The sequence below is a fragment of the Pseudomonas sp. TH49 genome (assembly GCF_016650625.1).
GTDB classification, from domain to species: domain Bacteria; phylum Pseudomonadota; class Gammaproteobacteria; order Pseudomonadales; family Pseudomonadaceae; genus Aquipseudomonas; species Aquipseudomonas fluorescens_H.
Genome location: NZ_JAEKFL010000001.1, coordinates 3,208,437 through 3,234,812 on the forward strand (window position 1 = coordinate 3,208,437; position 26,376 = coordinate 3,234,812).

Here is a 26,376-nt window from a genome sequence, read left to right on the forward strand (position 1 = left end):
ACTGAGTGGCCATCAATGATGTCTACGAAAATTCCTACAGAAAATAGCGAATAACCGCGTACGATCCTACAAATCCTACAAATCCTACAAATCCTACAAATCCTACAAATCCTACAAATCCTACAAATCCTACAAATCCATCAAATGCTTCGGCGACTGAAACAATTTCGTAACATTGCCGTGACTCCTATCATTTATCAGACATGATCAGGTGACCGTTCAGATAGACACCATCTATCGTCGAGTTTCGCGCCCCGTAGATCACCACTGGTTTTCAAAGACATCGGTTTGAAGCTCCATGAGGAGCTTGGGAGTGCAGGGCACTGCTTGGGCGAGCATGCCCTGATAGGTGTGCGCTTTTACGACCGGGGCGTTGAAAAACTCCTGATGAATGGTCCCGAGGTTTCGTCCTGTCGAATGTCCGCATTCCTTAAAAATAAGGCGTCGAGACCTGGGCGCCGCCTTCATATGGTCAAGCCTGAGTAGATTGTGGAAAGCAGGAATTGGTTGTAGGGTACGCCAATAAGGGAGTGAGTACGTGAAAGGAATGAAGAATGTCGATGTGCATAAAAAAGTTGGGTGTATTAGGTTTGTTGGATTTCAATGTGCTGAGTTTGCTTGGGCGTTATGGTGAAAAGTGTGATTTTGTTGTTTTGCCAAGTGAGCGGAATATATGAAAATTGAATCAATGACAATTTTCAAGAGTTTGAGGAAGTGGTTTCTACGGAAAACTTCTTCGAGCGGTGTCCGACGCATACCTTCGATTTTTGGCGCATTAGCGTCTGATATAGGTGTTGGAAGAGATGATAATCAAGATCGAACAGCTATTGTAAGGTTTTATGATTATCACGGCGCCCCCTATACCTTAGTGCTTATTAGCGACGGAATGGGGGGGATGAAAGATGGGGGGATATGTGCTGCAACCACAATGGCAGCTTTTTTAGCTTCGTTTTTAACTCGTAGTAAGCAAGAAGGGAAAGTTAGTGAATGGCTTACTCGTGCCGCTCTAGATGCAAATGAAACAGTCTTCAATGAATACCTAGGTAGAGGTGGTGCAACTCTCTCCGTGTTGTATTTGAATGAAGAGGGAAGTGGTGGGATTCTTCATATAGGTGATACTCGCGTTTATGGCTTTGATGGGGAAAGCTTAATTCAGCTTACAGTTGATGATACTATTGCAGGTCAGCTCGGAGATAAAGTCGAGTCTCTAAAAAATAGAAATGAACTTTTGCAGTTTATAGGGATGGGGCAGGATTTAGATCCTCATTATTTGGGATTTGTTCCGAGTGGTTTGAAGATGTTTATCTTAACTACTGATGGAGTGCATTTTCTCGATAAGGAGGTGTTGCGAGATCTTGTAGCTAACTCTGAAGATGTTGGTGTTTGTGTTAAGAGACTGGTAGACGTTGCGAAGTGGTGCGGTAGCAAAGATAATTGTAGCTCAGTTGCTATTTCGATCGAGCCCTTAGCTTCTATAGTTGCAGAAGAAGTAGATATAAATTTGTGCGAGGTGTGGGACTCTTTTGGAGATTTACAGACCCATTTAATTCCTATGGTTTCTGGTGAATTGAATAAAGCCAGGTCTTTCTCGATTGACAAAAGTGTAGGGCTTAAAAAGTGGCTAAAATCCGCTGATAAGATCTCTCCAAAAAATAAAAAAAATCTAGCCGGGGCTAAAGAAGATAGCTATGTGGTTGTAAGTGAGCTTGACGGGGTTCATGAGGAGACTCTGCTAATAAAACAAGTCGATAACGAAAGCTCAAAACCGAAAGATAAAAAAGAACCTCAGCTAAAGATTTCTTTTCCGAGCAAGGAGTAGCTCATGTTGGAATTGCCTGAACGTTACAAGCCGTTAGGTAATGTAGCTCTTGGTGGTATGGGGGAAGTTGTATTTTGTGAAGATGTAGTGTTGGAGCGATGTGTTGCAATAAAGGTTGTTCAGAATAGTGTGGATCAGCGACGCATGTTTGATGAGTTAGCAGCTTTGATGCGGGTGCGCTCCAAGCATGTCGTGCAAGTTTATGATTATTTGCAGCTTGATGGAAGAGGTCTTGGGATAGTACAGGAGTATGTGGAGGGAGATGACTTGTTTGAGGTGGATTTCTCTAATTTAACTATTTCGGAGTTTTATAAAAATATTTGGCAACTGGCTTCGGGTATCAGTGATATTCACAGCGTTGGGGTAATCCATCGAGATATAAAACCCAATAATGTGAAAGTGGATCCTGAAGGTGTTTTTAAAATATTCGATTTTGGCTTAGCTAGAAATGATGGAGTCGACGCATCTACGGTGGGGTTCATCGGGACACATGGCTTCGCAGCTCCGGAGCTATACTCTTCTTCTGTTGAGTTTACTAACGCTATTGATGTTTACGCATTTGCCGCAACAGCATTGTATATTGCATTAGGGCGATTGCCAGATCAGATGATGCGACCTTACCAGTATTTTGGATCTGTGGATTATTTCTGTACCACGAGATTCTCTATCGATAATCATCTTGCGGCTATTTTGAATAATTGTCTTCATTCTGACCCTTCGTTAAGGCCTTCAATTTCGTTGGTCCGTGATGAACTGCAAAAGCATATTCTTTTTGATAGTCATCAAGCTTTGGTGGTTTATAAAGGGCAGGCTAAATATCTCGGTTCTAGTAGTAGATCAATTAATCTAAAGGTTGCCGGGGTTGGAGATGTGGATATAACTTATAATGGACTTGGATTTTTTGTAACTCGAGTCGCCGGTGAGGTTTTTATTAATAATGATGCGGTTTCAACTGGGTATGTTCTACCTGGTAGCTGTGTCGTCGCTTTAGGTGGTGGGTGGCGCGATAATTCGGAGCGTGCATTTATTACTTTTGATCTTTCTCATCCGGAAATAGTATTATGAATGGTCCGCACGGTAATGGGGATACAGTTGGTTCAAGATATGTTGTGATTGGATTTGTTGGGCAGGGAGGTATGCAATTTGTCTATAGGGCGCATGATACTTTAATGCAGAGAATTGTCGCCTTGAAGACGCCAAAGAATAACTCGGCAACTAAGAGGTTTAAACGTAGCGCTGTTGTCGCGGCTAAGGTTAATCATCATAATGTTGCGAAAACCCTTGATTATGTCAGGGAAGGGGATAGTAGATACTTAATTGAGGAGTTTGTTGAGGGCGAAGATCTTCAACAGGCTTTGTTGGAAAGAGCTCCCTTCGTTGATCCTTATCTGGCAGCAAAAATATTTCACAATATCTCTAAAGGCTTAGCGGCAGCACATCATGCTAACGTAATTCACCGAGATTTGAAGCCTACGAATATTATGGTTGTAGGCGGATATAGTCTTGAGGAAATAAAAATCACGGATTTTGGTATTGCCAAAATGGCTGATGAGGAACTTATTGATGCTGCGGAAGGTGGGGAGTCGACTATGACTGCTTCTCAAACAGCGGTCGGTGCTCTTCCATACATGGCGCCAGAAGCAATTGAGAGGCCGCGAGAGGTTGGGCAGGCTGCTGATATATGGTCTGTTGGTGCAATGATGTATCAACTCATTACTGGACAACTTCCTTTTGGTAATGGTCTGAAGGCAGTCCTTAGAATTCTCCAGCAAGATCCATTGCCGGTGCCCTCGTTTGTAACTGCTAATCCGCAATTTAGCCCGTTGTCGAGTGAACTACTCAAGATTTCTCTTGCGTGCCTGAATAAAGATCCTGAAAAAAGACCATCGGCTGATGGGTTGGTCTCTTTGTGTGGTGCGCTTTGTTATTCACAATCTCAAAGGATAGAGGGTGTGATTGATGACTTTAGGTTTAATGCGTGGGGGTTTATTAAGCCTGCTCAGGCTAAAGTGTTCTTTCATCGTTCTAGTGTCTATGGCCCCGCAAAAATAGTCCAAGGGGCAAAAGTTATTTTTTCTCCTCATTTAGGGAACGGCGCAAACAGGGCTCACCCAGTTATGGTGTTAGATATGTCTAGTCCTGAAATAGGTTTACACCTGTTTCAGTCTCAAACGCCCGATGCACCGCATCGGGCGTTTTGTATTTCAGGGCTAAGTGCGGCCGCTCCCGGTTGTAGATTTGCACCGATTCATCCACCATTTTCACTGCATCCGCCAGGTCTTTGGGGCGATGCAGCAAAAACTCAGTCTTCAAAATCCCATTTACCCTCTCCGCCATAGCGTTCTGATAGCAATCATAACCGTCAGTCATTGAGCACCTGATTCCATGCCGGGTATGCATCCGTTGGTATAAGTCGGAGCAATACTGGGCTCCGCGATCTGAATGATGAATGAGCGGTTGATCGGATTTTCGCTGACTAACAGCCTTCTGCAGCGCCCTGACCACCGACTCCGTATGCAGGCTGCTGTGCACATGATGACCCACGATTTTGCGTGAGTACGCGTCTGTTATCAGGCTAACGTAAGCGACACTTTCCCGCGTTGGGAGATAGGTAATGTCTGCGACCCAAACCTGCTCAGGTCTGCTGGCTACAACTTGTTCCGGGCCAGCTTTGAGTAGGTTGGGGTGACGGCGGAAGCGATGATGGCTATGCGTGGTTTTATGATAAGCACGTTTGCGAGGAACCAGCTCTCGCGCCTCTCGCAAGATAGAAAACAGGCGGTCTCGACCGACACGTAGCGTCGCTGCAGCTTCAATTAGCATCAGGTGGTGCAGTTTGCGCGTCCCAAGCCTCGGCTGGCGCCGACGCTTTTCCAGAACGAATTCCACTACCTGCTGGTCTTGGCAAACTCTCGCGTCAAAGGCTCGGTTGCGCTTGTAATACGCTTGGCGCGAAATGCCCATAAACAGGCAAGCCCTGGTAATGCTCAGGTCTTGGATTTGCCCTTGCGAGAGGACTTGCCGGGTCGCTTTTTTACGATGGACACACCGTAATCATTTTTCAAGACGTTCACGACAGCTTCAAAGAACTGGGCCTTCTGATTGCTCAGCGCCAACTGTTCTTCAAGCTCTTTGATCCGCTGTTCGGGTGTCAGCGGTAGGTTGGGGTCGGTCATCGGCCTGCTCCGCGGCGCTCGGATTGAGGCGCCTTGGCTCCAGTCCTGTCGGCCATGCTTGCGTAACCAAACCAGTACCGTGGACCGGCCTTGAATGCCAAAGCGCCGTTGAGCCTCTTTATAACTCAACTCGCCTTTTTCGACTTGATCTACGACTGACAATTTAAAAGCTAGCGTGTAATCGCGCTGGCTCCGCCTTTTTCCGGTATCCATTGAATCCTCCTGAAGATTGGTCAGAAGGTGTAAACCTTATTCAGGACGCGACAATAAATGAAAAAAAGCCCTGAATGTCAGGGCTTTTTTATGTGTCTTAACTAAATAGTTCCATTTCTAGAAGATCAATCCCAGCTCAACGCACCACCAGTTTGGTATTCGATCACGCGAGTCTCAAAGAAATTCTTCTCTTTCTTCAAGTCCATGATCTCGCTCATCCAAGGGAACGGGTTAGTCGTCCCTGGATACTCTTCCTTCAAACCAATCTGCGACAGACGACGGTTAGCGATGAACTTCAGGTAGTCCTCCATCATCGCCGCGTTCATGCCCAGTACGCCGCGAGGCATGGTGTCACGGGCGTATTCGATCTCCAGCTGCGTACCCTGCAGGATCATCTGGGTCGCTTCTTCCTTCATTTCGGCATCCCACAGGTGTGGGTTTTCGATTTTGATCTGGTTGATCACGTCGATGCCGAAGTTCAGGTGCATGGATTCGTCGCGCAGGATGTATTGGAACTGCTCGGCGACGCCGGTCATTTTGTTGCGGCGGCCCATGGAGAGGATCTGGGTGAAGCCGCAGTAGAAGAAGATGCCTTCCAGAACGCAGTAGTAGGCGATCAGGTTGCGCAGCAGTTCTTTGTCGGTGTCCGGGGTGCCGGTTTCGAACTTCGGATCGGAGATCGAGCGGGTGTACTTCAGGCCCCAGGCTGCCTTTTTGGCGACCGACGGGATCTCGTGGTACATGTTGAAGATCTCGCCTTCATCCATGGCCAGCGATTCGATGCAGTACTGGTAGGCGTGGGTGTGGATCGCCTCTTCGAAGGCCTGGCGCAGGATGTACTGGCGGCATTCCGGGTTGGTGATCAGGCGGTACACGGCCAGGACCAGGTTGTTGGCAACCAGGGAGTCGGCGGTGGAGAAGAAGCCGAGGTTGCGCATCACGATGCGGCGCTCGTCGTCGGTCAGGCCTTCCGGGTTTTTCCAGAGGGCGATGTCGGCGGTCATGTTGACTTCTTGCGGCATCCAGTGGTTTGCGCAGCCGTCCAGATACTTCTGCCAGGCCCAGTCGTACTTGAAAGGTACGAGTTGGTTGAGGTCGGCGCGGCAGTTGATCATGCGCTTTTCGTCAACGGCGACACGGGCGGAGGCGCCTTCGAGTTCGGCGAGGCCTTCGGCGACGTCGAGGGAATCCAGTGCTGCCTTGGCGCGGGCCACGGCGGCCGAGTCGTCGGCGGTCACGGCGCGGGCTTCCAGCGCTGCGGCACCGCCGGCGCTGTCGAGGCGGTCCATGTTGGCTTCAGTAGCGTGGCCGGCGTTGGCGCCTTTCACTGCTGCTACTTCACTGTCTTCTTTGTCGAATTCGTCCCAGCTCAGCATGACGTGTCGTCTCCTGCGTGAGGGCCTGTCGCCCCGTGTGAAACCTGATTGGTTGGTTTTTCACACGGTCGTACAGACCGCGTTGGATCTTAAGGAATCGTTTTTTGCAGCAGCTAAGGCAGGCAATAAAACAGAATTTTGTACGGGTTTCCGAGAGCCTCTGACGGGCGCAGATCAGCGTTGACGCTGCTGCGGGGCTTCAGAATGGCTTTTGTTCCCTGTAAGGGAATATTGCTGACCCGATTAGGGCGGCATTATAGGGAAAAAAACACGGCTGTGCTGAGGCGAATCCGCGCATGGAGCGGTCGAGGAGGCTGGTTTTTCGATGAGAGTGCGGGTTTACAGGGCTTTGCCGGGGATAGATTTTTTTTCGTAAAAATCTCGCGATTGTGGATTTGCTCAAAAAACGAACAAAAAAACCGGTTTTTCACTACATCTAGTGTTTTGCAAGCATTTTTGACGACTCCAGACACAACTGAGCCCGACCGAAGCCGGGCTGTAATCGACCCTAAAATGAGGCGCTGAGCGGTCCGATTCGGTACAGTCTCTATCATCAATTGGTGCAGCCGTTACCCATCACGCTGTAGCGCAGGATGTGACGCTGACCCTTGGAGTCGTCGTATTCCATTTTCATCGGAACAACTTCGCAGACGTTTGGAACTTCGCTCATGGACACTACGTTGGCGATGTCCAGGTGAGTCGAGTAAGTGTATTCCTCGATAGCCGGTTGTTGCTGTGCGACATCAGTCGGGACCTCGTCTGCCATGGCGGTTGCGCACAGACTGCTGAGGGCCAGAACCAATAAAGCTTTCATTTCAGATTTACCTTTTTGAGGTCGAGTGGGGTCACGCAACCTTTTTAGGGTTGCGTGTGGAACTTCATTACTTGGATAAGTTGATTAACGGCCTTCGTGGGGGCTGTAACGTTGTTAATCGGTTTGCCTTGTCGGCGATGCGGATTTTAGGGAGGTGGGGTGGGGGTAAACAGGTGGGGTTTTGATAAACACTTTTCGCGGTTTTGGTAACAATCGCCGCAAAACACCAAAAATCTCCTGTAGGAGCTGCCGAAGGCTGCGATCTTTTGATCCTGTTTTTAAAGGGCAAGATCAAAAGATCGCAGCCTTCGGCAGCTCCTACAGGGGTGGGGGTCTTGAGGGCGCAGGGCTTGTTACTACCATCGTCGAATGGTTCTATGGGCCCGGCCCGGCTACAACGGGGTCATACAAAAACAACTATTTCACCGAGGTAAGAAAGATGAGTGCGGCTTCTCTGTATCCCGTTCGTCCCGAGGTTCTGGCCAATACGCTGACTGACGAGGCGACCTACAAAGCCATGTACCAGCAGTCGGTCGTCAACCCTGACGGTTTCTGGCGCGAGCAAGCCAAGCGCCTCGACTGGATCAAGCCTTTCACCACGGTGAAGCAGACTTCCTTCGACGATCACCATGTCGACATCAAATGGTTCGCCGACGGCACCCTGAACGTTTCCTACAACTGCCTCGACCGTCACCTGGCCGAGCGCGGCGATCAGATCGCAATCATCTGGGAAGGCGATGACCCTTCCGAAAGCCGCAACATCACCTACCGCGAACTCCACGAACAAGTCTGCAAACTGGCCAACGCCCTGCGTGGTCAGGACGTGCACCGCGGCGACGTGGTGACTATCTATATGCCGATGATCCCCGAAGCCGTGGTCGCCATGCTGGCCTGCACGCGGATCGGCGCGATTCACTCGGTGGTGTTCGGCGGCTTCTCGCCGGAAGCGCTGGCGGGGCGGATCATCGATTGCAAATCGAAAGTGGTGATCACTGCTGACGAGGGCATCCGTGCCGGCAAGAAGATCTCGCTGAAGGCCAACGTTGATGACGCGCTGACCAATCCGGAAACCAGCAGCATCCAGAAAGTCATCGTGTGCAAGCGCACCGGTGGCGACATCAAGTGGAACCAGCATCGCGACATCTGGTACGAAGACCTGATGAAAGTGGCGGGCACCGTCTGCGCGCCGAAAGAGATGGGCGCTGAAGAAGCGCTGTTCATTCTTTACACCTCCGGCTCGACCGGCAAGCCGAAGGGCGTGCAGCACACCACTGGCGGTTATCTGCTGTATGCGGCGATGACCCACGAGCGTGTGTTCGACTACCGTCCGGGCGAAATCTACTGGTGCACCGCCGACGTCGGCTGGGTCACCGGCCACAGCTACATCGTTTACGGCCCGCTGGCCAATGGCGCGACCACCCTGCTGTTCGAAGGCGTGCCGAACTATCCGGACATCACCCGGGTGGCGAAGATCGTCGACAAGCACAAGGTCAACATCCTCTACACCGCACCGACCGCGATCCGCGCGATGATGGCGTCGGGCACCGCTGCCGTTGAAGGCGCTGATGGCAGCAGCCTGCGTCTGCTCGGTTCGGTGGGCGAGCCGATCAACCCGGAAGCCTGGGACTGGTACTACAAGAACGTCGGCAAGTCGCGTTGCCCGATCGTTGATACCTGGTGGCAGACCGAAACCGGCGGCAACATGATGAGTCCGCTGCCGGGTGCGCATGCGCTGAAGCCGGGGTCGGCGGCACGTCCGTTCTTCGGTGTGGTGCCGGCGCTGGTCGACAACCTCGGCAACATCATCGAGGGCGAGGCCGAGGGCAATCTGGTGATTCTCGATTCGTGGCCGGGTCAGGCGCGTACGCTGTATGGCGATCATGACCGCTTTGTCGACACCTACTTCAAGACCTTCCGTGGCATGTACTTCACCGGTGACGGTGCGCGTCGTGACGCCGATGGCTATTACTGGATCACCGGACGTGTGGACGACGTGCTCAACGTCTCCGGCCACCGCATGGGCACCGCCGAGATCGAAAGCGCCATGGTTGCGCACCCGAAAGTCGCCGAAGCAGCGGTGGTCGGTGTGCCGCACGACATCAAGGGGCAGGGCATTTATGTCTATGTCACCCTGAAGAATGGTGAAGAGCCGAGTGAGCAACTGCGTCTGGAGCTGAAGAACTGGGTGCGCAAAGAGATCGGCCCGATTGCTTCGCCGGACGTGATCCAGTGGGCGCCGGGGCTGCCGAAGACCCGTTCGGGCAAGATCATGCGGCGGATTCTGCGCAAGATTGCTACGGCTGAGTACGATGGGTTGGGGGACATCTCGACCCTGGCGGATCCGGGTGTGGTGCAGCATTTGATTGATACGCACAAGACGATGAATGTGGCGTAAGCGTTAGCTCTGTAGAAGCCCTGTCCGGTGATGCCGGGCGGGGCTTTTTTGTGTCTGGAAGTTTTGGGGTGGCAGGGCCGGCCTCTTCGCGAGCAAGCCCGCTCCCACAGTGGGCCTGCATTCTTTCAGACAGGATGCGATCAACCTGTGGGAGCGGGCTTGCTCGCGAAGGCGATCTGTCAGGCGGCGGTGTACTTCGCTGTCGGAATCCAAACCCACCCAACCAATAATTATCGATTTCCTGCGCAAGCCCTTTCCCGCTGTTACCCGCACTCGTCCGAGTAACCAAATGTGTAACCGCCCGCCCCGCAGCGGGGCGAAGGGAAACGCAATGCCCCGTTTTAGAGCCTTAAAACGCCCGGTGAAAAATAAGACACAACGCTGCGCTTGCCGGATTAGAAGGGTTTGCGAATAATAGGCCCGCAATTTGCAGCATAGATCGGTTCACTGTCTTTCGCTCTTGCATGAATTTGCAAGGCTGTCAATGCGCTCAAGCGGGTTTCTCTGTGCATCTGTAATTAGTTGTCGCATTGAAGAAATATCGGCTTCGGGCCTGTCGTTAGAATGCCGATCACTCGCTCATCGTGGCTGACGTTGAAACCCCCGAGGGTTTCAATGGGAAATTTCCCACCGATGCTGCGCCGCTTTCCCGATTCACCCATTCGCATATTGGGCTGTCGCTCACTCTGCCGTTTTTGCCCTTTACCGATGGAGTCCCAAGATGAAGAAACTTGTGCTGCTTGGCGCCCTGGCACTGTCCGTGCTGTCGCTGAATTCCTTCGCTGATGAAAAACCTCTGAAGATCGGTATCGAAGCGGCTTACCCTCCGTTCGCTTCCAAAGCGCCGGATGGCAGCATCGTCGGTTTCGACTACGACATCGGCAACGCCCTGTGCGAGCAGATGCAGGTCAAGTGTGTGTGGGTCGAGCAAGAGTTCGACGGTCTGATCCCGGCACTGAAAGTGCGCAAGATCGACGCGATCCTGTCGTCCATGTCGATCACTGAAGACCGCAAGAAATCCGTGGACTTCACCAACAAGTACTACAACACCCCGGCCCGTCTGGTCATGAAGCAAGGCACCGTTGTCAGCGACAACCTGTCTGAGCTCAAGGGCAAGAACATCGGTGTGCAACGTGGTTCGATCCACGAGCGTTTCGCTCGCGAAGTCCTGGCCCCGCTGGGTGCCGAGATCAAGCCATACGGCTCGCAGAACGAAATCTACCTCGACGTGGCCGCTGGTCGCCTCGACGGTACCGTGGCTGACGCCACTCTGCTGCAGGACGGCTTCCTGAACACTGATTCCGGCAAAGGCTTCGCCTTCGTTGGTCCGCAGTTCACCGACGTCAAATACTTCGGCGACGGCGTGGGCATCGCTGTGCGCAAGGGCGACGCGCTGAAAGACAAGATCAACGCGGCCATCGCGGCCATCCGTGAAAACGGTAAATACAAAGCCATCCAGGACAAGTACTTCGCCTTCGATATCTACGGCAAGTAACACGTCTCTGCGACAAGTCAGAAATGGCGCAAGCAACAGGATCTCTGCGGTTTGCGCCATTTTTTCATCCCAACTTTCGAGGACCTGAATCATGTTGAAAGGCTACGGGGCTGTCATCCTCGATGGCGCATGGCTGACGCTTCAGCTCGCCTTGTCGTCCATGGCCCTGGCCATCGTTCTCGGGCTGATCGGGGTCGCGTTGCGCCTGTCGCCGATTCGTTGGCTGGCGTGGCTGGGCGATCTGTATTCCACGGTGATCCGCGGGATTCCCGACCTGGTGCTGATCCTGCTGATCTTCTACGGCGGTCAGGACTTGCTCAACCGCGTCGCGCCGATGCTCGGTTATGACGACTACATCGACCTGAACCCGCTGGCCGCCGGTATCGGCACCCTCGGTTTCATCTTCGGTGCGTACCTGTCGGAGACGTTCCGTGGCGCGTTCATGGCGATCCCGAAAGGTCAGGCTGAAGCCGGCATGGCGTACGGCATGAGCAGTTTTCAGGTGTTCTTCCGGGTGATGGTGCCGCAGATGATTCGTCTGGCGATCCCTGGTTTCACCAACAACTGGCTGGTGCTGACCAAGGCCACCGCGCTGATTTCGGTGGTCGGTCTGCAAGACATGATGTTCAAGGCCAAGCAGGCGGCGGATGCCACCCGCGAGCCTTTCACCTTCTTCCTCGCAGTGGCGGCGATGTACCTGGTGATCACCAGTGTCTCGTTGCTGGCGCTGCGTCACCTTGAGAAGCGCTACTCGGTAGGCGTAAGGGCGGCTGATCTATGATCTTCGACTACAACGTCATTTGGGAGGCCATGCCGCTGTACCTCGGCGGCCTGCTGACCACCCTCAAACTGCTCGCGCTGTCGCTGTTGTTCGGTCTGTTGGCGGCACTGCCGCTGGGCCTGATGCGCGTCTCCAAGAACCCGATCGTCAATGGCGCCGCGTGGCTCTACACCTACGTGATCCGCGGCACGCCGATGCTGGTGCAACTGTTCCTGATCTACTACGGTCTGGCGCAGTTCGAAGCGGTGCGTGAAAGCTTCTTGTGGCCGTGGCTGTCCAGCGCCACGTTCTGTGCGTGCCTGGCGTTCGCGATCAACACCAGCGCCTACACCGCCGAGATCATTGCCGGCAGCCTCAAGGCCACGCCGAACGGCGAGATCGAAGCCGCCAAGGCCATGGGCATGTCGCGCTTCAAACTGTACAAGCGCATCCTGTTGCCATCGGCCCTGCGCCGGGCGCTGCCGCAGTACAGCAACGAAGTGATCATGATGCTGCAGACCACCAGTCTGGCGTCCATCGTGACCCTGATCGACATCACCGGCGCGGCCCGTACTGTCAACGCGCAGTACTACCTGCCGTTCGAGGCGTACATCACCGCCGGCGTGTTCTACCTGTGCCTGACCTTCATTCTGGTGAAGCTGTTCAAGCTGGCCGAGCGCCGCTGGTTGAGCTACCTGGCCCCGCGGAAGCACTGATATGGAACGCATCGACCACGTATTGCCGTGGAGCCACCTGGGCAGCGAGCGCAAGATCTCGGTCTTCCGCTTCGGCAGCGGCGAGCGCAAGGCTTACATCCAGGCCAGCCTGCACGCCGACGAACTGCCGGGCATGCGCACCGCCTGGGAGCTGAAAAAGCGTCTCGGCGAACTCGAAGCCCAGGGCCTGCTCAACGGCGTGATCGAACTGGTGCCGGTCGCCAACCCGCTGGGCCTCGGTCAGTTGCTGCAAGGCAATCATCAGGGGCGTTTCGAGGCGGGCAGCGGCAAGAATTTCAACCGTGATTTCGTCGAGCTGAGCGCACCGGTCGCGGCGGCGCTGGCCGAGCGTCTCGGTGACGATCCGCACGCCAACATTCGCCTGATCCGTCAGGCCATGGCTGATCATCTGGCGGCATTGCCCGAGGCGAGCAGCCAGTTGCAAGGCATGCAGCGCGTTTTGCTCAGCCACGCCTGCACCGCCGACGTGGTGCTCGATCTGCATTGCGACGCTGAAGCCGCGCTGCACATGTATGCGCTGCCGCAGCACTGGCCGCAGTGGCGTTCGCTGGCCGCGCACCTGAATGTGAAGGTCGGGTTGCTGGCGGAAGATTCCGGCGGCAGCTCCTTCGATGAAGCGTGCTCGTTGCCGTGGTTGCGTCTGTCGCGGCAGTTCCCGGATGCGCAGATTCCGCTGGCGTGCCTGGCGACCACTGTCGAGCTCGGCGGTCAGGCCAATACCGACCGCGCGGATGCGGTGGCCTGGGCCGAAGGCATTCTGGCGTTCCTTGCCGAGCAGGGCCTGATCACGGGCGAGTGGCCGAAACCGGCCAACGAAGCGTGCGAAGGCATGCCGTTCGAAGGCACTGAATTACTGTTGGCACCGCACCCCGGTGTGGTGAGTTTTCTGCGTAAACCCGGCGAGTGGGTTGAAGCCGGGGATGAGATTTTCGAAGTGATCGACCCTGTGTCCGATCGGGTCAGCACGGTGTGTGCTGGTACGTCCGGGGTGCTGTTTGCCATTGAACGGCTGCGCTATGCCCAACCCGGTTTCTGGCTGGCCAAGGTGGCGGGGCGCGAAGCGCTGCGTCACGGGCGCTTGCTCAACGACTGACTGACTGTTTTTGTGAGAACCGACCGCATGTACAAACTTGAAGTCCAAGACCTGCATAAACGCTATGGCAGTCACGAAGTGCTCAAGGGCGTGTCCCTGAAAGCGGCAGCCGGCGATGTGATCAGCATCATCGGCTCCAGTGGCTCCGGCAAAAGTACTTTCCTGCGCTGCATCAACCTGCTTGAGCAGCCGCACGCGGGCAAGATCCTGCTCAACAACGAAGAGCTGAAGCTGGTGGCGAACAAGGACGGCGCGCTGAAAGCCGCTGATCCGAAACAGCTGCAACGCATGCGCTCGCGCCTGTCGATGGTGTTCCAGCATTTCAACCTGTGGTCGCACATGACCGCGCTGGAAAACATCATGGAAGCGCCGGTCCACGTACTGGGCGTGTCCAAGGCTGAAGCGCGCGAGAAGGCCGAGCACTACCTGAACAAGGTTGGCGTGGCCCATCGCAAAGACGCGTTCCCGGGGCACATGTCCGGTGGCGAGCAGCAGCGTGTGGCGATCGCCCGTGCGCTGGCGATGGAGCCGGAAGTGATGCTGTTCGACGAACCGACTTCGGCCCTCGACCCGGAGCTGGTTGGCGACGTGCTGAAAGTCATGCAAGCGCTGGCTCAGGAAGGTCGCACCATGGTCGTGGTCACGCACGAAATGGGCTTCGCCCGTGAAGTGTCGAACCAGTTGGTGTTCCTGCACAAAGGTGTGGTGGAAGAGAGCGGAAACCCGCGCGAAGTGCTGGTCAATCCGCAATCCGAGCGCTTGCAACAGTTCCTGTCGGGTAGCCTCAAGTAATCGCTCCCGTTACGCACCAAATTAGGTCATGCTTCGCGACCTGAAGACTTGCTCGGCCCTCTGTGGGAGCGGGCTTGCTCGCGAAAGCGGTGTTTCAGTCGACATCATTGGTGTCTGATCTACCGCATTCGCGAGCAAGCCCGCTCCCACAATGGATCTGCGACAGTTTCGATTACGGGCTAGCATTGGCCCATGCCTTCATCACCGTTCTTCGTTTCGGATTGCCCGCCCATGACTGCCCATCGAATTGGTTTCCTGATTTGGCCCAGCACTAAAGCTCTGACGCTGGCGCTGGCGGAGGAGGCCTTGCGTGTTGCTCAGCGGGTGCACCCGGAGGTGGTTTACGAGCTGTCGTTCCTGCAGGCCGAAGCCAGCACCGAAGCCACGGCCGAAGGCGCCTGGCAACTGCCCGGCGAGGCCTGGACCGGCAAGCTGGAAAACTTCCAGAAACTGTTCCTGCTCGCCGACGAGCCGCCGACCACCCTGGCCCCGGCACTCAGCAGCGCGCTCAAGCAACTGGTGCGGGCCGGTTGCGTGATCGGTGGCCTGTCGGCGGGCGTGTATCCGTTGGCGCAACTCGGTCTGCTCGACGGCTACCGCGCGGCCGTGCACTGGCGCTGGCAGGACGATTTCGCCGAGCGCTTCCCGAAAGTCATCGCCACCAGTCACCTGTTCGACTGGGATCGCGATCGCCTGACCGCGTGCGGCGGCATGTCGGTACTCGACCTGCTGCTGGCGGTGCTGGCTCGCGATCACGGTGCGGAACTGGCCGGTGCGGTGTCCGAAGAACTGGTGGTCGAGCGCATCCGCGAGGGCGGCGAGCGTCAGCGCATCCCATTGCAGAACCGCCTCGGTTCCAGCCATCCGAAGCTCACGCAAGCCGTGTTGCTGATGGAAGCCAACATCGAAGAGCCGCTGACCACCGACGAAATCGCCCAGCACGTGTGCGTGTCCCGTCGGCAGTTGGAGCGGATCTTCAAGCAATACCTCAACCGCGTGCCGAGCCAGTACTACCTGGAACTGCGCCTGAACAAGGCCCGGCAGATGTTGATGCAGACCAGCAAGTCGATCATCCAGATCGGCCTGTCCTGCGGTTTCTCCTCGGGGCCGCATTTCTCCAGCGCCTATCGCAACTTCTTCGGCGCCACGCCGCGGGAAGATCGCAACCAGCGGCGCAGCAGCAGTCCGTTCGAACTGTCGTCGGTGCCGCCGGAGCGCGGTTGACGCGTCCCGGCCAATCGCGCTGAACATCACTCGTCGGCTTCGGATTCTTCGGACGTCGACACCTCCATTTCCGCGCGGTCGATGACCGCCTCCACGCCAAAGTCGATGCGGTATTTTCTGAAGTAGGCGATCAGCCGTTGAATGCTGATTTCAGAGAGCGGGTTGTCCCGCAGGTTGATTTTGTCTGCGCGCTCCTCGGGCAGTTCGAGGATGTCGCTGGGGATATCGCTGATAGCGTTGCAATCCAGCGCGACGACATCCAGATGTTCGAGCTGCAGCAAGCCACGGGGCAGGCCGGTAATGCCGGTGTTGTCCAGCAGCAGAGTCGACAGGTCGCTCATCTGGCTGACATCCGGAATTTCTCCCAGTGGGTTGTCGCTCAGATCCAGATGATCCAGGCGCTCCATTTGCGCCAGCTCCAGAGCCGTTTCGCGGGTCAGGGTGATGTGGCATTCCGAGAGCGACAGGTAGCTGAGGTCGGCCATCCGGAATATCGCCGCAGGAATCTGTTCGAGCCGGAACTGGTAGAGCGTCAGCGCCTTCAGGTTGGGAAAGGTCTGCAGAAACTCCGCAGTGCCAGAGGTGTGTCCCGGTCGGCTCCTCATGTAGAGATGCGTGAGGTGGGAAAAGTCGGCGTTGAGCGCGGGCAGATCACCGGTGATGGTCATGGACAGGTTCAGGTCGTAGAGCGGTTGGCTGTCCTGATCAAAATCATCCTGTTCGGTTTCCCGGCGCCAGCTCTGTTCGATGCGGTTCTTGAATTCGAGGCGTGCTTCCTGCTCGTTCAGTACCTCTTCGAGGGTAAAGGGTTCGCCACTGATCGGATGCAGCAAGGGGTGTTCGGTGCTCCAGTCGGCGAGGCTGTCGCTCATGTTGCGAAACTCGGACTCGCGGCGCGTCAGCTCGACTCGGCCCTCAGCCAGCGTGCCGGGCAGCAGGTAGAAGAGCTCGCTGGCCTGTTCCTGATCCATCTGGGTGTACAGCGCTTGCACGCGCTGCAGGTCGGCGGACTCGGCCAGTACGCCGAAGTCCTGACGGGTTTGATTGAAGTGATGTTTGATCCGTTCGCGGTCTGCGGCACCGATCGGGTTACCCCCGAGGTCGAAGCCCTCCGGAATGTTGTTGGGCAGTTCGAAAAGTGCCGGGGGTAACGCTTCGATCGCGTTGTCATTGAGCAATGCGGTGCGCAGTTGCTGGCGCGACAACAGGCCGGCCGGCAGCGTCGAAATGCCGGTTTCCGAGACGTCGATGTAACTCAGCCTGGCCATTCTCTCGACGTTGGGCGCAAGGCCCAGCGGGTTGTGGAACAGGTCGAGGATTTTCAGATTTGTCTGGGCTGCCAGTGTTGCTTGAGTTTCGGGCGTCAGGGTAATGCCGCACTCGCTGAGCACCAGTTCGCGCAGTTGCGGTGAACGGTTGATGGCTTGCGGCAGTTCGCCCAGAGGCATGCTGCGCAACACCAGGCGCCGCAGGCCGGAGAAGTTGTTGAGGAACCCGTGCACCCCCCGAGTGCCGGCGACACCTTCGATCGTCAGGTAATCCACGTGACTGAAATTGACCTCCACTTGCGGCAGCTCGCCGAGAATCGGATGGGACAGGCGCAGATCGATCGTGTGTTCGGTGTCTTCCGGCAGCACCACCTGTTGCTTCCAGCAGTCGATGAGGTCGACGCGCATTTGCCGTCGGCGCTGGCGCTGGATGGCGTACTGCTCGGTGTTGAGCTGGACCCCGGTTTCCGGGTGCACTTGGGGCACCGCATCGACCCACGGATCGAGGACTGCGACCAGGCGCTGACGCTCGGTGATCAACCGGTACAGCTCGCTGCGCGGGCCATTCGGGTGGCGTTGCAGGCGGGCGACAAATTCTTCCAGCTCTTCCGGAAGCAAGTGCGGCAGCAGCCAGTGCGCGTGTGTTTGCAAGGTCGGCGTGTCGGTGGGCATGCGCCGATGGCCGGTGGCGCCTCCGCGCAAGCGCATGATCGTCGGGTCGTAGGCGGGTTTGCGGTTCGGGTTTTGTGCGAGCAGTGCCAGTAGCGTTTCCCGGGGCAACGAGTGTTGGCGAATCAGTTGTTCGAACTCGGTCATTTCGCCAGTGCCGATGTTCAGCGCCGAGCGCTCGGTGTCTGGCAAGGCTTGCAGCAGGCTGGATGACAGTGAGCCGGAGGTGCGCAGTGGTTGGTCGGTCTCATCGAAGGGCTGATAGTCACCCTGTTCAGTCAGCACCAGTGTCCTGCGAATGGTAGCGCTCTGCGGGCCAATGCTGTCGAGCAGGCGCCCGTTGCGGCTGTAATGCCTGACTTCAAGGCGCAACGAATCCGACCAGCCCGGCAGGCGTGGCAGCGTGTGCAGGATCAGACGATCCGTGTCGAGATTGTGCGCTGTGGCTTTCAGCGTCAGGCCCTCCAGGGCTCGGCTTGCGCGCACTTGCAGGCGCGCCTCCTGAGTCAGTTCGACCAGACGCTGGGACAGCGTCGAGCGCTGCAGTTGCTGACACTCGGTGTCACTCGCGGTTTCGACGATCGCCTGGGCCAGATGCCTGGGCAGGCCGGGTTCGGCGTCCATCAATGCCTGGGTCAGCGCGCCGGCACCCCGTTGCAGTTGGCGATAGCGATCTTCGAACAGGCGTTGGCGCTGCTGTTGCGCCAGTTCCGCAACGGTGTGGCGCAGGCGCGTGGCACCGGCCTCTGGCGTGGGGGGCGGTGCCTGCGGGGCTTCGCCCAGCAGTGTGTTTCTTTGTGCAGGGGTCAGACGTCGCAGCCAGGTTTTCAGCAGGTCGCCATCGTCCAGCCGTGTTCCTTCAATCTGGATGAATGGCACATCGGCGACGGGACTGCGCCACAGGGTTCGCCCCTGACGATCAATCAGTTTCAGGCCGCAGTCGGCGGGCCAGTGGCCGTGGTCAAACAGCAGTTGCAGTTGGCTGGCGGGATCGGCCTTGAGGTAGTCCTCGGCACGGTGGCTGCCGACCTGTTCGATGAACAGTTGAAGGTCCTGGTCGATCTGCCAGCGTTCGAGCGTGTCGACCAGCAGCGGTGGCAACTGACCGAGCTCGACATGCATCTGGCGCAAGGCGTTTTCTTCGCAGCCGCTGATGTTCAGCAGACGTTCTTGCAGCTCGGCGGGAAGACGCTGCATCAACGGGCTGCTGCGGCTCAGCACGGTGGCGCGGTCCCAGCCCAGTGGCTGGTCGAGTTCGGTTTGCCAGGCGCCGGCGGCGTTGTGCCGCAGGGCCGGTTTGTAGGCCTCGGGACGCGTCGGATGGTCGATGCGATGCGCGCCCGTTTCGGCGGCGCGGCTGACGGCATAGCGCTTTTGTCCCAGGGGCAGTAGGGTCTTGCCTTGGTGGTGTTGCAGGCCCAATGCGTCGGTTTTCAGGTCTTTGGGCAGGGCGCCGGGCAATTCGTAGGGGCGCAGGTCGGGCTTCCAGTAGAGGGTCTTGCCATTCGCGGCCTTCACCGGAATGAAGCGGTCGATGAACTTGACGACATCGCTCGGCAGCAGTGCACGAAACTCGCCGGCCGTGATGACGCCTCCGGCAGCAAAGGTGCCGACTTGCACAACGGATTCCACGGCGCCCATGAAGTGCCCGAGGGCTTCACGTGGCAGTCCTTCGGCCCAGTCGACGATACTTTCGAACGCCTCGTCGAGCATCTGGTAGGCGGTGTAGGCGAGCATCAGTTCACCGAGAAACGGCACGAATGGCAGGGCGACGAAAGCGACGATATTGAGCAGGGTCTGGGCGATTTCGGTGAAGGAATCCCAGAGTGCCCACCGCGCTTTGCGATCGACCGTGGCGGTCGAAACGGCGATGACGCGGGTATCGTTGAGCATCTTGTCGAGCTTGCGTTGGTACAGATAGGTGAACAGCTCAGCGCGAATCGCGGTCGCGGCTATTTGCAGGAGCGGGCGTTCAGTCGAGGTCTCGCGCCAGGTGGGGCGTGGGTCGCCGGTCTGTACCGGTTGCCAGGTGACAGGGCCGAGGAGGTTGTTCAACCGGCCGAAAAAATGACCGCGGTCGGCATGCTCGATAAAGCGGCTGAAAAAGGCCTGGTATTGCGGATCGCGCAGGCGCTGGGCCAGCTCCTCGGTGAAGGCGCCGGTGCTGGCGTACTCCTTGACCGGGTGCAGCGGGTCATCGGGAAGGTACACCACCACCCGCGCTGGCGCGTTTGCTGCTTCAAGGTTCGGCGCGAACAGCACGATGCCGGTCAGGCTGGCGTCCAGCATCGTCAGCGCATGGCATTGCCACGCCTGACGATTGAGGCGCAAATGCTGCAAGCCATCGAGCAGGCCGAGAATCAGGCGATGCACATCGGCACCGAGGTTTTTTTGCATGTAGGCCATCTGCAGGGCGGCGACCAGCGCGGCTTTTTCGCTGGCGCAGACTCTGGCTTGCAGCACCGCCGCGACCAGCGGATTGCTCAAGCCCAGGTTGTCTTGCAGATACACGCTGTAGCGCCGGCCGATATCCAGTTCGCGGCACAGGCGGGTGAAGGCGATGATCGGCATCGACTCAAGCATGCCCGGCAATATGCGGAACCGGCCTTCGGGTGAAGGCTGGCTGATATAGGTCGAAGCGGGTTCGAAAGCGTCATCGGTGGTCTCGCTGCTTTCAAAATTGTGCAGCGCGGCGTCCAGCAGCGAGACGGTCCAGGTGCGCGCGGCGCCCGATTTGATTCGCAGCCACGGAACATGAGCTGGCAGGTACAGGCGCAGGAAAACCTGTCTGACATCCAGCAGCAGGCCAAAGCGTTTTTGCAGCTCGGCGCGCAGTAACGGTTCGGCGAAGGTTTTGGCGTCTTGCAGGCGGGCGAGGCTTTGCTCGACTCGGTTGTGTGCAGTCCAGTGCGCGGCATTCAGCGTGCGCAGCTTTTCATGGTCGTTGCGCGAGGCTCGCACGAGGCTGACGGGCAGTAGAGGACTGGCCTGTTTCAAAGCTTCGCGCTTGTGTGCTGCAGCCTTGCTCAACCATGTCGGAATGGCTTGGAGCAGCGGTTGATAGTGTGCGTCCTGCCGGGGAAGCAGCAGTGCGTCGGGCAGTGTCGCGAGGGTGGAGGTGGTTTCGTGAATCATGGGGTGAGGCCATTTGCCTGGGAAAGGTCCATAGCAAACACCGGCCATAGATTCGATGTGCGGTACATATATACCGCACCCCATAAAACTCTCTTGCGTAAGATCCCGAGTACGTCTGCGCAAACGGCGGCGCGCAGTTTAAACTGCGCCTTTGCGACGCTATATGTCGCATTGCCGTAAACCCGGGAAAATCCGGGGTTTGCGCTATAAGAAGTTGTCGCTTGGCGGCAAGGCCGGGCTGAAAACTGTCCTTACAATCCCCCCATCGCTCGCCAGTTTCAGGCGGGTGGCCCTCATCAGGAGACTCCGATGTCCGTTGAGCACGCTGCGGTACAACGCGCCGATTTCGACCAGGTAATGGTTCCCAACTACGCGCCTGCCGCTTTCATTCCGGTGCGTGGCGCCGGTTCCCGCGTCTGGGATCAGGCCGGCCGCGAGCTGATCGACTTTGCCGGCGGCATCGCCGTTAACGTATTGGGCCATGCGCATCCGGCGCTGGTCGGTGCCTTGACCGAGCAAGCGAACAAGCTGTGGCACGTATCCAACGTGTTCACCAACGAGCCGGCCCTGCGTCTGGCGCACAAGCTGATCGACGCCACGTTCGCCGAGCGCGTGTTCTTCTGCAACTCGGGCGCTGAAGCCAACGAGGCCGCGTTCAAGCTGGCCCGTCGCGTAGCGTTCGACCGTTTCGGCAGCGAGAAGTACGAGATCATCGCCGCGCTCAACAGCTTCCACGGCCGTACCCTGTTCACCGTCAACGTCGGTGGCCAGTCGAAGTACTCCGACGGTTTCGGTCCGAAAATCACCGGCATCACCCACGTCCCTTACAACGACCTGGCCGCGCTGAAAGCGGCGGTTTCCGACAAGACCTGTGCGGTCGTGCTCGAACCGATCCAGGGTGAGGGCGGCGTACTGCCGGCCGAACTGGCTTATCTGCAAGGTGCCCGCGAACTGTGCGACGCGAACAACGCGCTGCTGGTGTTCGACGAAGTGCAGACCGGCATGGGCCGAACCGGTCACCTGTTCGCCTATCAGCATTACGGCGTGACCCCGGATATCCTGACCAGCGCCAAGAGCCTGGGCGGTGGTTTCCCGATCGCCGCGATGCTGACCACCGAAGCGCTGGCCAAGCATCTGGTCGTCGGCACCCACGGCACCACCTACGGCGGCAACCCGCTGGCGTGCGCCGTTGCCGAGGCAGTGATCGACGTGATCAACACCCCTGAGGTGCTGAACGGCGTCAACGCCAAGCACGACAAATTCAAGACCCGCCTGCAGCAGATCGGCGAGAAGTACGGCCTGTTCACTCAGGTGCGTGGCCTCGGTCTGTTGATCGGTTGTGTGCTGAGCGAAGCCTGGAAAGGCAAGGCCAAGGACATCTTCAACGCCGCTGAAAAAGAAGGCCTGATGATTCTGCAGGCTGGCCCGGACGTGATTCGTTTCGCCCCGAGCCTGGTGGTGGAAGATGCCGATATCGACGCCGGTCTGGACCGCTTCGAACGCGCCGCGGCAACACTGACGCAAGCCTGATAGACCCTTCGACGCCTGAGGATTTGGGCGTCGAACCCAATTTTTGATACCGGGCAATATCAAATGTGGGAGCGGGCTTGCTCGCGAATGCGGTGTATCAGTCGACATCTACGCTGACTGATACACCGCATTCGCGAGCAAGCCCGCTCCCACAATGTTCGGTGTTTTTTCTGTGATTTTTATAAGAGAAAAGGAGTGACACCATGCTGGTGATGCGCCCTGCGCAAATGGCTGATCTGGGCGAGGTACAGCGTCTGGCCGCGGACAGCCCGATTGGTGTCACTTCCTTGCCGGATGACGTGGAACGCCTGAGCGACAAGATCGCCGCAAGCGAAGCCTCGTTCGCCGCCGAAGTGAGCTTCAACGGTGAAGAGAGCTACTTCTTCGTCCTCGAAGACACCGCCACCGGCAAACTGGTCGGCTGCTCGGCGATCGTTGCCTCGGCCGGTTACTCGGAGCCGTTCTACAGCTTCCGCAACGAGACCTTCGTCCACGCGTCCCGCGAGCTGAAGATCCACAACAAGATCCACGTGCTCTCGCAATGCCACGACCTGACCGGCAATAGCTTGCTGACCAGTTTCTACGTGCAGCGCGAGCTGGTGGGTTCGCCGTGGTCTGAGCTCAACTCCCGTGGTCGCTTGCTGTTCGTCGCCAGCCACCCGGAGCGTTTCGCCGATTCGGTGGTGACCGAGATCGTCGGCTACAGCGACGAGAACGGCGACTCGCCGTTCTGGGACGCCATCGGTCGCAACTTCTTCGACCTCAACTACGCCGAGGCCGAGCGCCTGTGTGGCCTGAAGAGCCGCACGTTCCTCGCCGAACTGATGCCGCATTACCCGATCTACGTGCCGCTGCTGCCGGATTCCGCTCAAGAAGCGATGGGCCAGGTGCACCCGCGTGCGCAGATCACCTTCGACATCCTGATGCGCGAAGGCTTCGAGACCGATCACTACATCGACATTTTCGACGGTGGCCCGACCCTGCATGCGCGTGTTTCGGGGATCCGTTCGATCGCTCAGAGCCGTGTGGTGCCGGTGAAGATCGGCGAGCCGGTCAAAGGCGCCGGGCGCCAGTATCTGGTGGCCAACGCGCAGTTGCAGGATTACCGCGCGGTGCTGCTGGAACTCGATTACGCGCCGGGCAAACCGGTGACCCTGGATCTGGAAGCAGCCGAAGCCCTGGGCGTCGGTGAAGGTGCCAGCGTGCGCCTGGTGGCGGTTTAACGCCTTAGCGAGTTTCACGGGTGGCGAAGGCGGCCCGTTTGAGGAGATAGCATGATTGTTCGTCCCGTACGCAGCAGCGATTTATCCGCGCTGATCGACCTGGCCCGCAGCACCGGCACCGGCCTGACCACTTTGCCGGCCAACGAAGAGCGCCTGACCCACCGGGTCGGCTGGGCCGAGAAGACCTTTCGCGGCGAAGCCGGCCGTGGCGATGCGGACTACCTGTTCGTGCTCGAAGACGACAACGGTCGCGTGGTGGGGATTTCCGCCATCGCCGGCGCGGTCGGTCTGCGTGAGCCGTGGTACAACTTCCGCGTCGGCCTGACCGTCAGCGCCTCGCAAGAGCTGAACATCTATCGCGAGATTCCGACGCTGTTCCTCGCCAACGACCTGACCGGCAACTCCGAGCTGTGCTCGCTGTTCCTGCACGCCGATTACCGCACCGGTCTGAACGGCCGCATGCTGTCCAAGGCGCGCATGCTGTTCATCGCCGAGTTCCCTGAGCTGTTCGGCAACAAGATCATCGCCGAGATGCGCGGTGTGTCCGATGAAGCCGGTCGTTCGCCGTTCTGGGAGAGCCTCGGTCGGCACTTCTTCAAGATGGAATTCAGCCAGGCCGATTACCTGACCGGGGTTGGCAACAAGGCGTTCATCGCCGAACTGATGCCGAAATTCCCGCTGTACACCTGCTTCCTGTCACCGGATGCGCGCAACGTCATCGGCCAAGTGCACCCGGACACCGAGCCGGCGCTGGCGATGCTCAAGAGCGAAGGTTTCAGCTATCAAGGCTACGTCGATATCTTCGACGCCGGCCCGGCCATCGAATGCGAAACCAGCAAGATCCGCGCAGTCCGCGACAGCGAAGCGCTGGTGCTGGCGATCGGTACACCGGGCGATGACGCCACACCGTTCATCATCCATAACCGCAAGCGCGAAGACTGCCGCATAACGGCTGCGCCGGCCCGTCTGGCCGCTGGCACGCTGGTGGTCGATCCGCAGACCGCCAAACGTCTTCAACTCAACGCTGGCGATCAAGTGCGCGCCGTGGCGTTGTCTGCTGCTCGGGAGTCGAAATAATGAATTCGCTATACATCGCAGGTGAATGGCTGGCCGGTCAGGGCGAAGCTTTTCAATCACTGAACCCGGTGACCCAGCAAGTGCTGTGGTCGGGGGAGGGTGCTACCGCCGCTCAGGTCGAGTCCGCCGTGCAGGCTGCGCGTCAGGCGTTTCCGGGCTGGGCGCGGCGTTCGCTGGACGAGCGTATCAGCGTGCTCGAAGCCTTTGCTGCCGCCCTGAAAATCCACAGCGACGAACTGGCCCGCACCATCGGCGAGGAAACCGGCAAGCCTTTGTGGGAAGCCGCGACCGAAGTCACCAGCATGGTCAACAAGATCGCGATCTCGGTGCAGAGCTACCGCGAGCGTACCGGCGAGAAGAGCGGCCCGCTGGGCGACGCCACTGCTGTGTTGCGCCACAAGCCACACGGTGTGGTTGCAGTGTTCGGCCCTTACAACTTCCCGGGCCACTTGCCGAACGGGCACATTGTGCCGGCACTGCTGGCGGGTAACAGCGTGCTGTTCAAGCCGAGCGAACTTACGCCGAAAGTCGCCGAGCTGACGGTCAAGTGCTGGATCGAGGCCGGTTTGCCGGCCGGCGTGTTGAACCTGCTGCAAGGCGCTCGCGAAACCGGCATCGCGCTGGCGGCGAACCCGGGCATCGACGGTCTGTTCTTCACTGGCTCCAGCCGCACCGGCAATCACCTGCACCAGCAGTTCGCCGGGCGTCCGGACAAGATTCTTGCTTTGGAAATGGGCGGCAACAATCCGCTGGTGGTCGATCAGGTGGCTGATCTGGACGCGGCGGTTTACACGATCATTCAGTCGGCCTTCATCTCCGCCGGTCAGCGCTGCACCTGTGCGCGTCGTCTGCTGGTGCCGCAAGGCGCGTGGGGCGACAGCCTGCTCAAGCGTCTGGTGGAAGTCAGCTCGACGATTGAAGTCGGTGCGTTCGATCAACAGCCGGCGCCATTCATGGGCTCGGTGATTTCCCTTGGCGCGGCGAAAGCGCTGATGGATGCCCAGCAACACCTGCTGGCCAATGGCGCGGTGGCGTTGCTGGAGATGACGCAGCCGCAGGCGCAGTCGGCATTGCTGACCCCGGGCATTCTTGACGTGACGGCGGTGGCCGAGCGTCCGGACGAAGAGCTGTTCGGCCCGTTGCTGCAGGTGATTCGCTACGCCGATTTTGCTGCGGCGATCGCTGAGGCCAACGATACCGCTTATGGTCTGGCGGCGGGTTTGCTGTCGGATTCCGAAGCGCGTTATCAGCAGTTCTGGCTGGAAAGCCGCGCCGGTATCGTCAACTGGAACAAACAGCTGACCGGTGCCGCGAGCAGCGCGCCGTTCGGCGGTGTCGGGGCTTCGGGCAACCATCGCGCCAGCGCCTACTACGCCGCAGATTACTGCGCGTACCCGGTGGCGTCGCTGGAAACCCCGAGCCTGACGCTGCCTGCGGCCCTGACGCCTGGCATCAAAATGGCGTAACGGCCATCGCGAGCAGGCTCACTCCTACAGGATTTGTGTCGTACACAACATGGGTGTTCCCCGCCAAACCTGTAGGAGTGAGCCTGCTCGCGATAGCCGCGACGCGGTCTGACT

Annotated in this window: 17 protein-coding genes and 1 pseudogene; 14 read left to right on the forward strand and 4 right to left on the reverse strand. The window is 57.7% G+C overall.

All coding sequences use genetic code 11. The features are described 5' to 3' along the window. The first annotated feature begins 673 nt into the window (after positions 1–673). From JFU48_RS14565 to JFU48_RS14575, 3 genes and pseudogenes are all read left to right on the forward strand, one after another. On the forward strand, positions 674–1,819 hold the full coding sequence (locus JFU48_RS14565) for a PP2C family protein-serine/threonine phosphatase (RefSeq protein WP_201136809.1): 1,146 nt from the start codon (positions 674–676) through the stop codon (positions 1,817–1,819). Between the two features lie 3 nt (positions 1,820–1,822). Further along, the gene (locus JFU48_RS14570) at positions 1,823–2,884 is read left to right on the forward strand and encodes a serine/threonine-protein kinase (RefSeq protein WP_201136810.1); all 1,062 of its coding nucleotides are present in this window, start codon (positions 1,823–1,825) and stop codon (positions 2,882–2,884) included. Further along, positions 2,881–3,711 (forward strand): annotated as a pseudogene (locus JFU48_RS14575) (serine/threonine-protein kinase); the annotation flags it as partial. The gene JFU48_RS14570 and the pseudogene JFU48_RS14575, both read left to right, overlap by 4 nt. Positions 3,712–3,952: 241 nt before the next feature. Here the strand turns inward: JFU48_RS14575 and JFU48_RS14580 are convergent. The 3 genes from JFU48_RS14580 to JFU48_RS14590 form a co-directional block, all read right to left on the reverse strand. Next, positions 3,953–5,208, reverse strand: a protein-coding gene (locus JFU48_RS14580) for an IS3 family transposase (RefSeq protein ID WP_201135842.1) whose coding sequence is annotated in 2 segments (ribosomal slippage) — positions 3,953–4,857 and positions 4,857–5,208 — 1,257 coding nt in all. Because the reading frame shifts where the segments join, the coding sequence is not laid out codon by codon here. A gap of 125 nt (positions 5,209–5,333) precedes the next feature. Next, on the reverse strand, positions 5,334–6,584 hold the full coding sequence (locus tag JFU48_RS14585) for a ribonucleotide-diphosphate reductase subunit beta (RefSeq protein ID WP_027612630.1): 1,251 nt from the start codon (positions 6,582–6,584) through the stop codon (positions 5,334–5,336). Between the two features lie 553 nt (positions 6,585–7,137). After that, entirely contained in the window at positions 7,138–7,398 is a 261-nt protein-coding gene (locus JFU48_RS14590) for a DUF2790 domain-containing protein (protein ID WP_003227290.1), read from the reverse strand. Between the two features lie 439 nt (positions 7,399–7,837). Between JFU48_RS14590 and acs the strand changes: the two genes are divergently transcribed. From acs to argR, 7 genes are all read left to right on the forward strand, one after another. Beyond that, positions 7,838–9,793, forward strand: coding sequence for an acetate--CoA ligase (gene acs / locus JFU48_RS14595; RefSeq protein WP_047599664.1), 1,956 nt, complete (start codon positions 7,838–7,840; stop codon positions 9,791–9,793). A 721-nt stretch (positions 9,794–10,514) separates the two neighbouring features. After that, complete coding sequence (locus tag JFU48_RS14600; protein ID WP_003227288.1) at positions 10,515–11,288, forward strand: ABC transporter substrate-binding protein; 774 nt, start codon at positions 10,515–10,517, stop codon at positions 11,286–11,288. Positions 11,289–11,379: 91 nt separating this feature from the next. Beyond that, on the forward strand, positions 11,380–12,069 hold the full coding sequence (locus JFU48_RS14605) for an ABC transporter permease (protein WP_003227287.1): 690 nt from the start codon (positions 11,380–11,382) through the stop codon (positions 12,067–12,069). Continuing rightward, the gene (locus JFU48_RS14610; RefSeq protein ID WP_003227285.1) at positions 12,066–12,764 is read left to right on the forward strand and encodes an ABC transporter permease; all 699 of its coding nucleotides are present in this window, start codon (positions 12,066–12,068) and stop codon (positions 12,762–12,764) included. Before JFU48_RS14605 ends, JFU48_RS14610 begins: the two co-directional genes overlap by 4 nt. A 1-nt stretch (position 12,765) precedes the next feature. After that, positions 12,766–13,878 (forward strand): M14 family metallopeptidase, encoded by a 1,113-nt coding sequence (locus JFU48_RS14615; RefSeq protein ID WP_003227283.1) that lies wholly within the window; start codon positions 12,766–12,768, stop codon positions 13,876–13,878. A gap of 27 nt (positions 13,879–13,905) precedes the next feature. Beyond that, on the forward strand, positions 13,906–14,670 hold the full coding sequence (locus tag JFU48_RS14620) for an ABC transporter ATP-binding protein (protein ID WP_003227281.1): 765 nt from the start codon (positions 13,906–13,908) through the stop codon (positions 14,668–14,670). Between the two features lie 231 nt (positions 14,671–14,901). Then, the gene (argR, locus tag JFU48_RS14625; protein WP_003227280.1) at positions 14,902–15,894 is read left to right on the forward strand and encodes a transcriptional regulator ArgR; all 993 of its coding nucleotides are present in this window, start codon (positions 14,902–14,904) and stop codon (positions 15,892–15,894) included. A 26-nt stretch (positions 15,895–15,920) separates the two neighbouring features. On the opposite strand, the gene JFU48_RS14630 is transcribed toward argR, so the two are convergent. Further along, on the reverse strand, positions 15,921–20,966 hold the full coding sequence (locus JFU48_RS14630) for a dermonecrotic toxin domain-containing protein (protein WP_242486640.1): 5,046 nt from the start codon (positions 20,964–20,966) through the stop codon (positions 15,921–15,923). 309 nt (positions 20,967–21,275) lie between these two features. On the opposite strand from JFU48_RS14630, the gene JFU48_RS14635 reads away from it, so the two are divergent. The 4 genes from JFU48_RS14635 (at position 21,276) to astD (ending at position 26,262) form a co-directional block, all read left to right on the forward strand. Beyond that, positions 21,276–22,496 carry an aspartate aminotransferase family protein gene (locus JFU48_RS14635; RefSeq protein ID WP_103522294.1) on the forward strand — a complete coding sequence of 407 codons (1,221 nt, stop codon included), beginning with the start codon at positions 21,276–21,278 and terminating at the stop codon, positions 22,494–22,496. A 203-nt stretch (positions 22,497–22,699) separates the two neighbouring features. Then, complete coding sequence (aruF, locus tag JFU48_RS14640; RefSeq protein WP_007951057.1) at positions 22,700–23,719, forward strand: arginine/ornithine succinyltransferase subunit alpha; 1,020 nt, start codon at positions 22,700–22,702, stop codon at positions 23,717–23,719. Positions 23,720–23,770: 51 nt separating this feature from the next. Further along, positions 23,771–24,796: an arginine N-succinyltransferase gene (astA, locus tag JFU48_RS14645; protein WP_003227276.1), complete on the forward strand. Its 1,026-nt coding sequence runs from the start codon at positions 23,771–23,773 to the stop codon at positions 24,794–24,796. Beyond that, entirely contained in the window at positions 24,793–26,262 is a 1,470-nt protein-coding gene (gene astD, locus JFU48_RS14650; protein ID WP_201137091.1) for a succinylglutamate-semialdehyde dehydrogenase, read from the forward strand. The genes astA and astD overlap by 4 nt, the downstream gene beginning before the upstream one ends. The last annotated feature ends 114 nt before the right edge of the window (positions 26,263–26,376 follow it).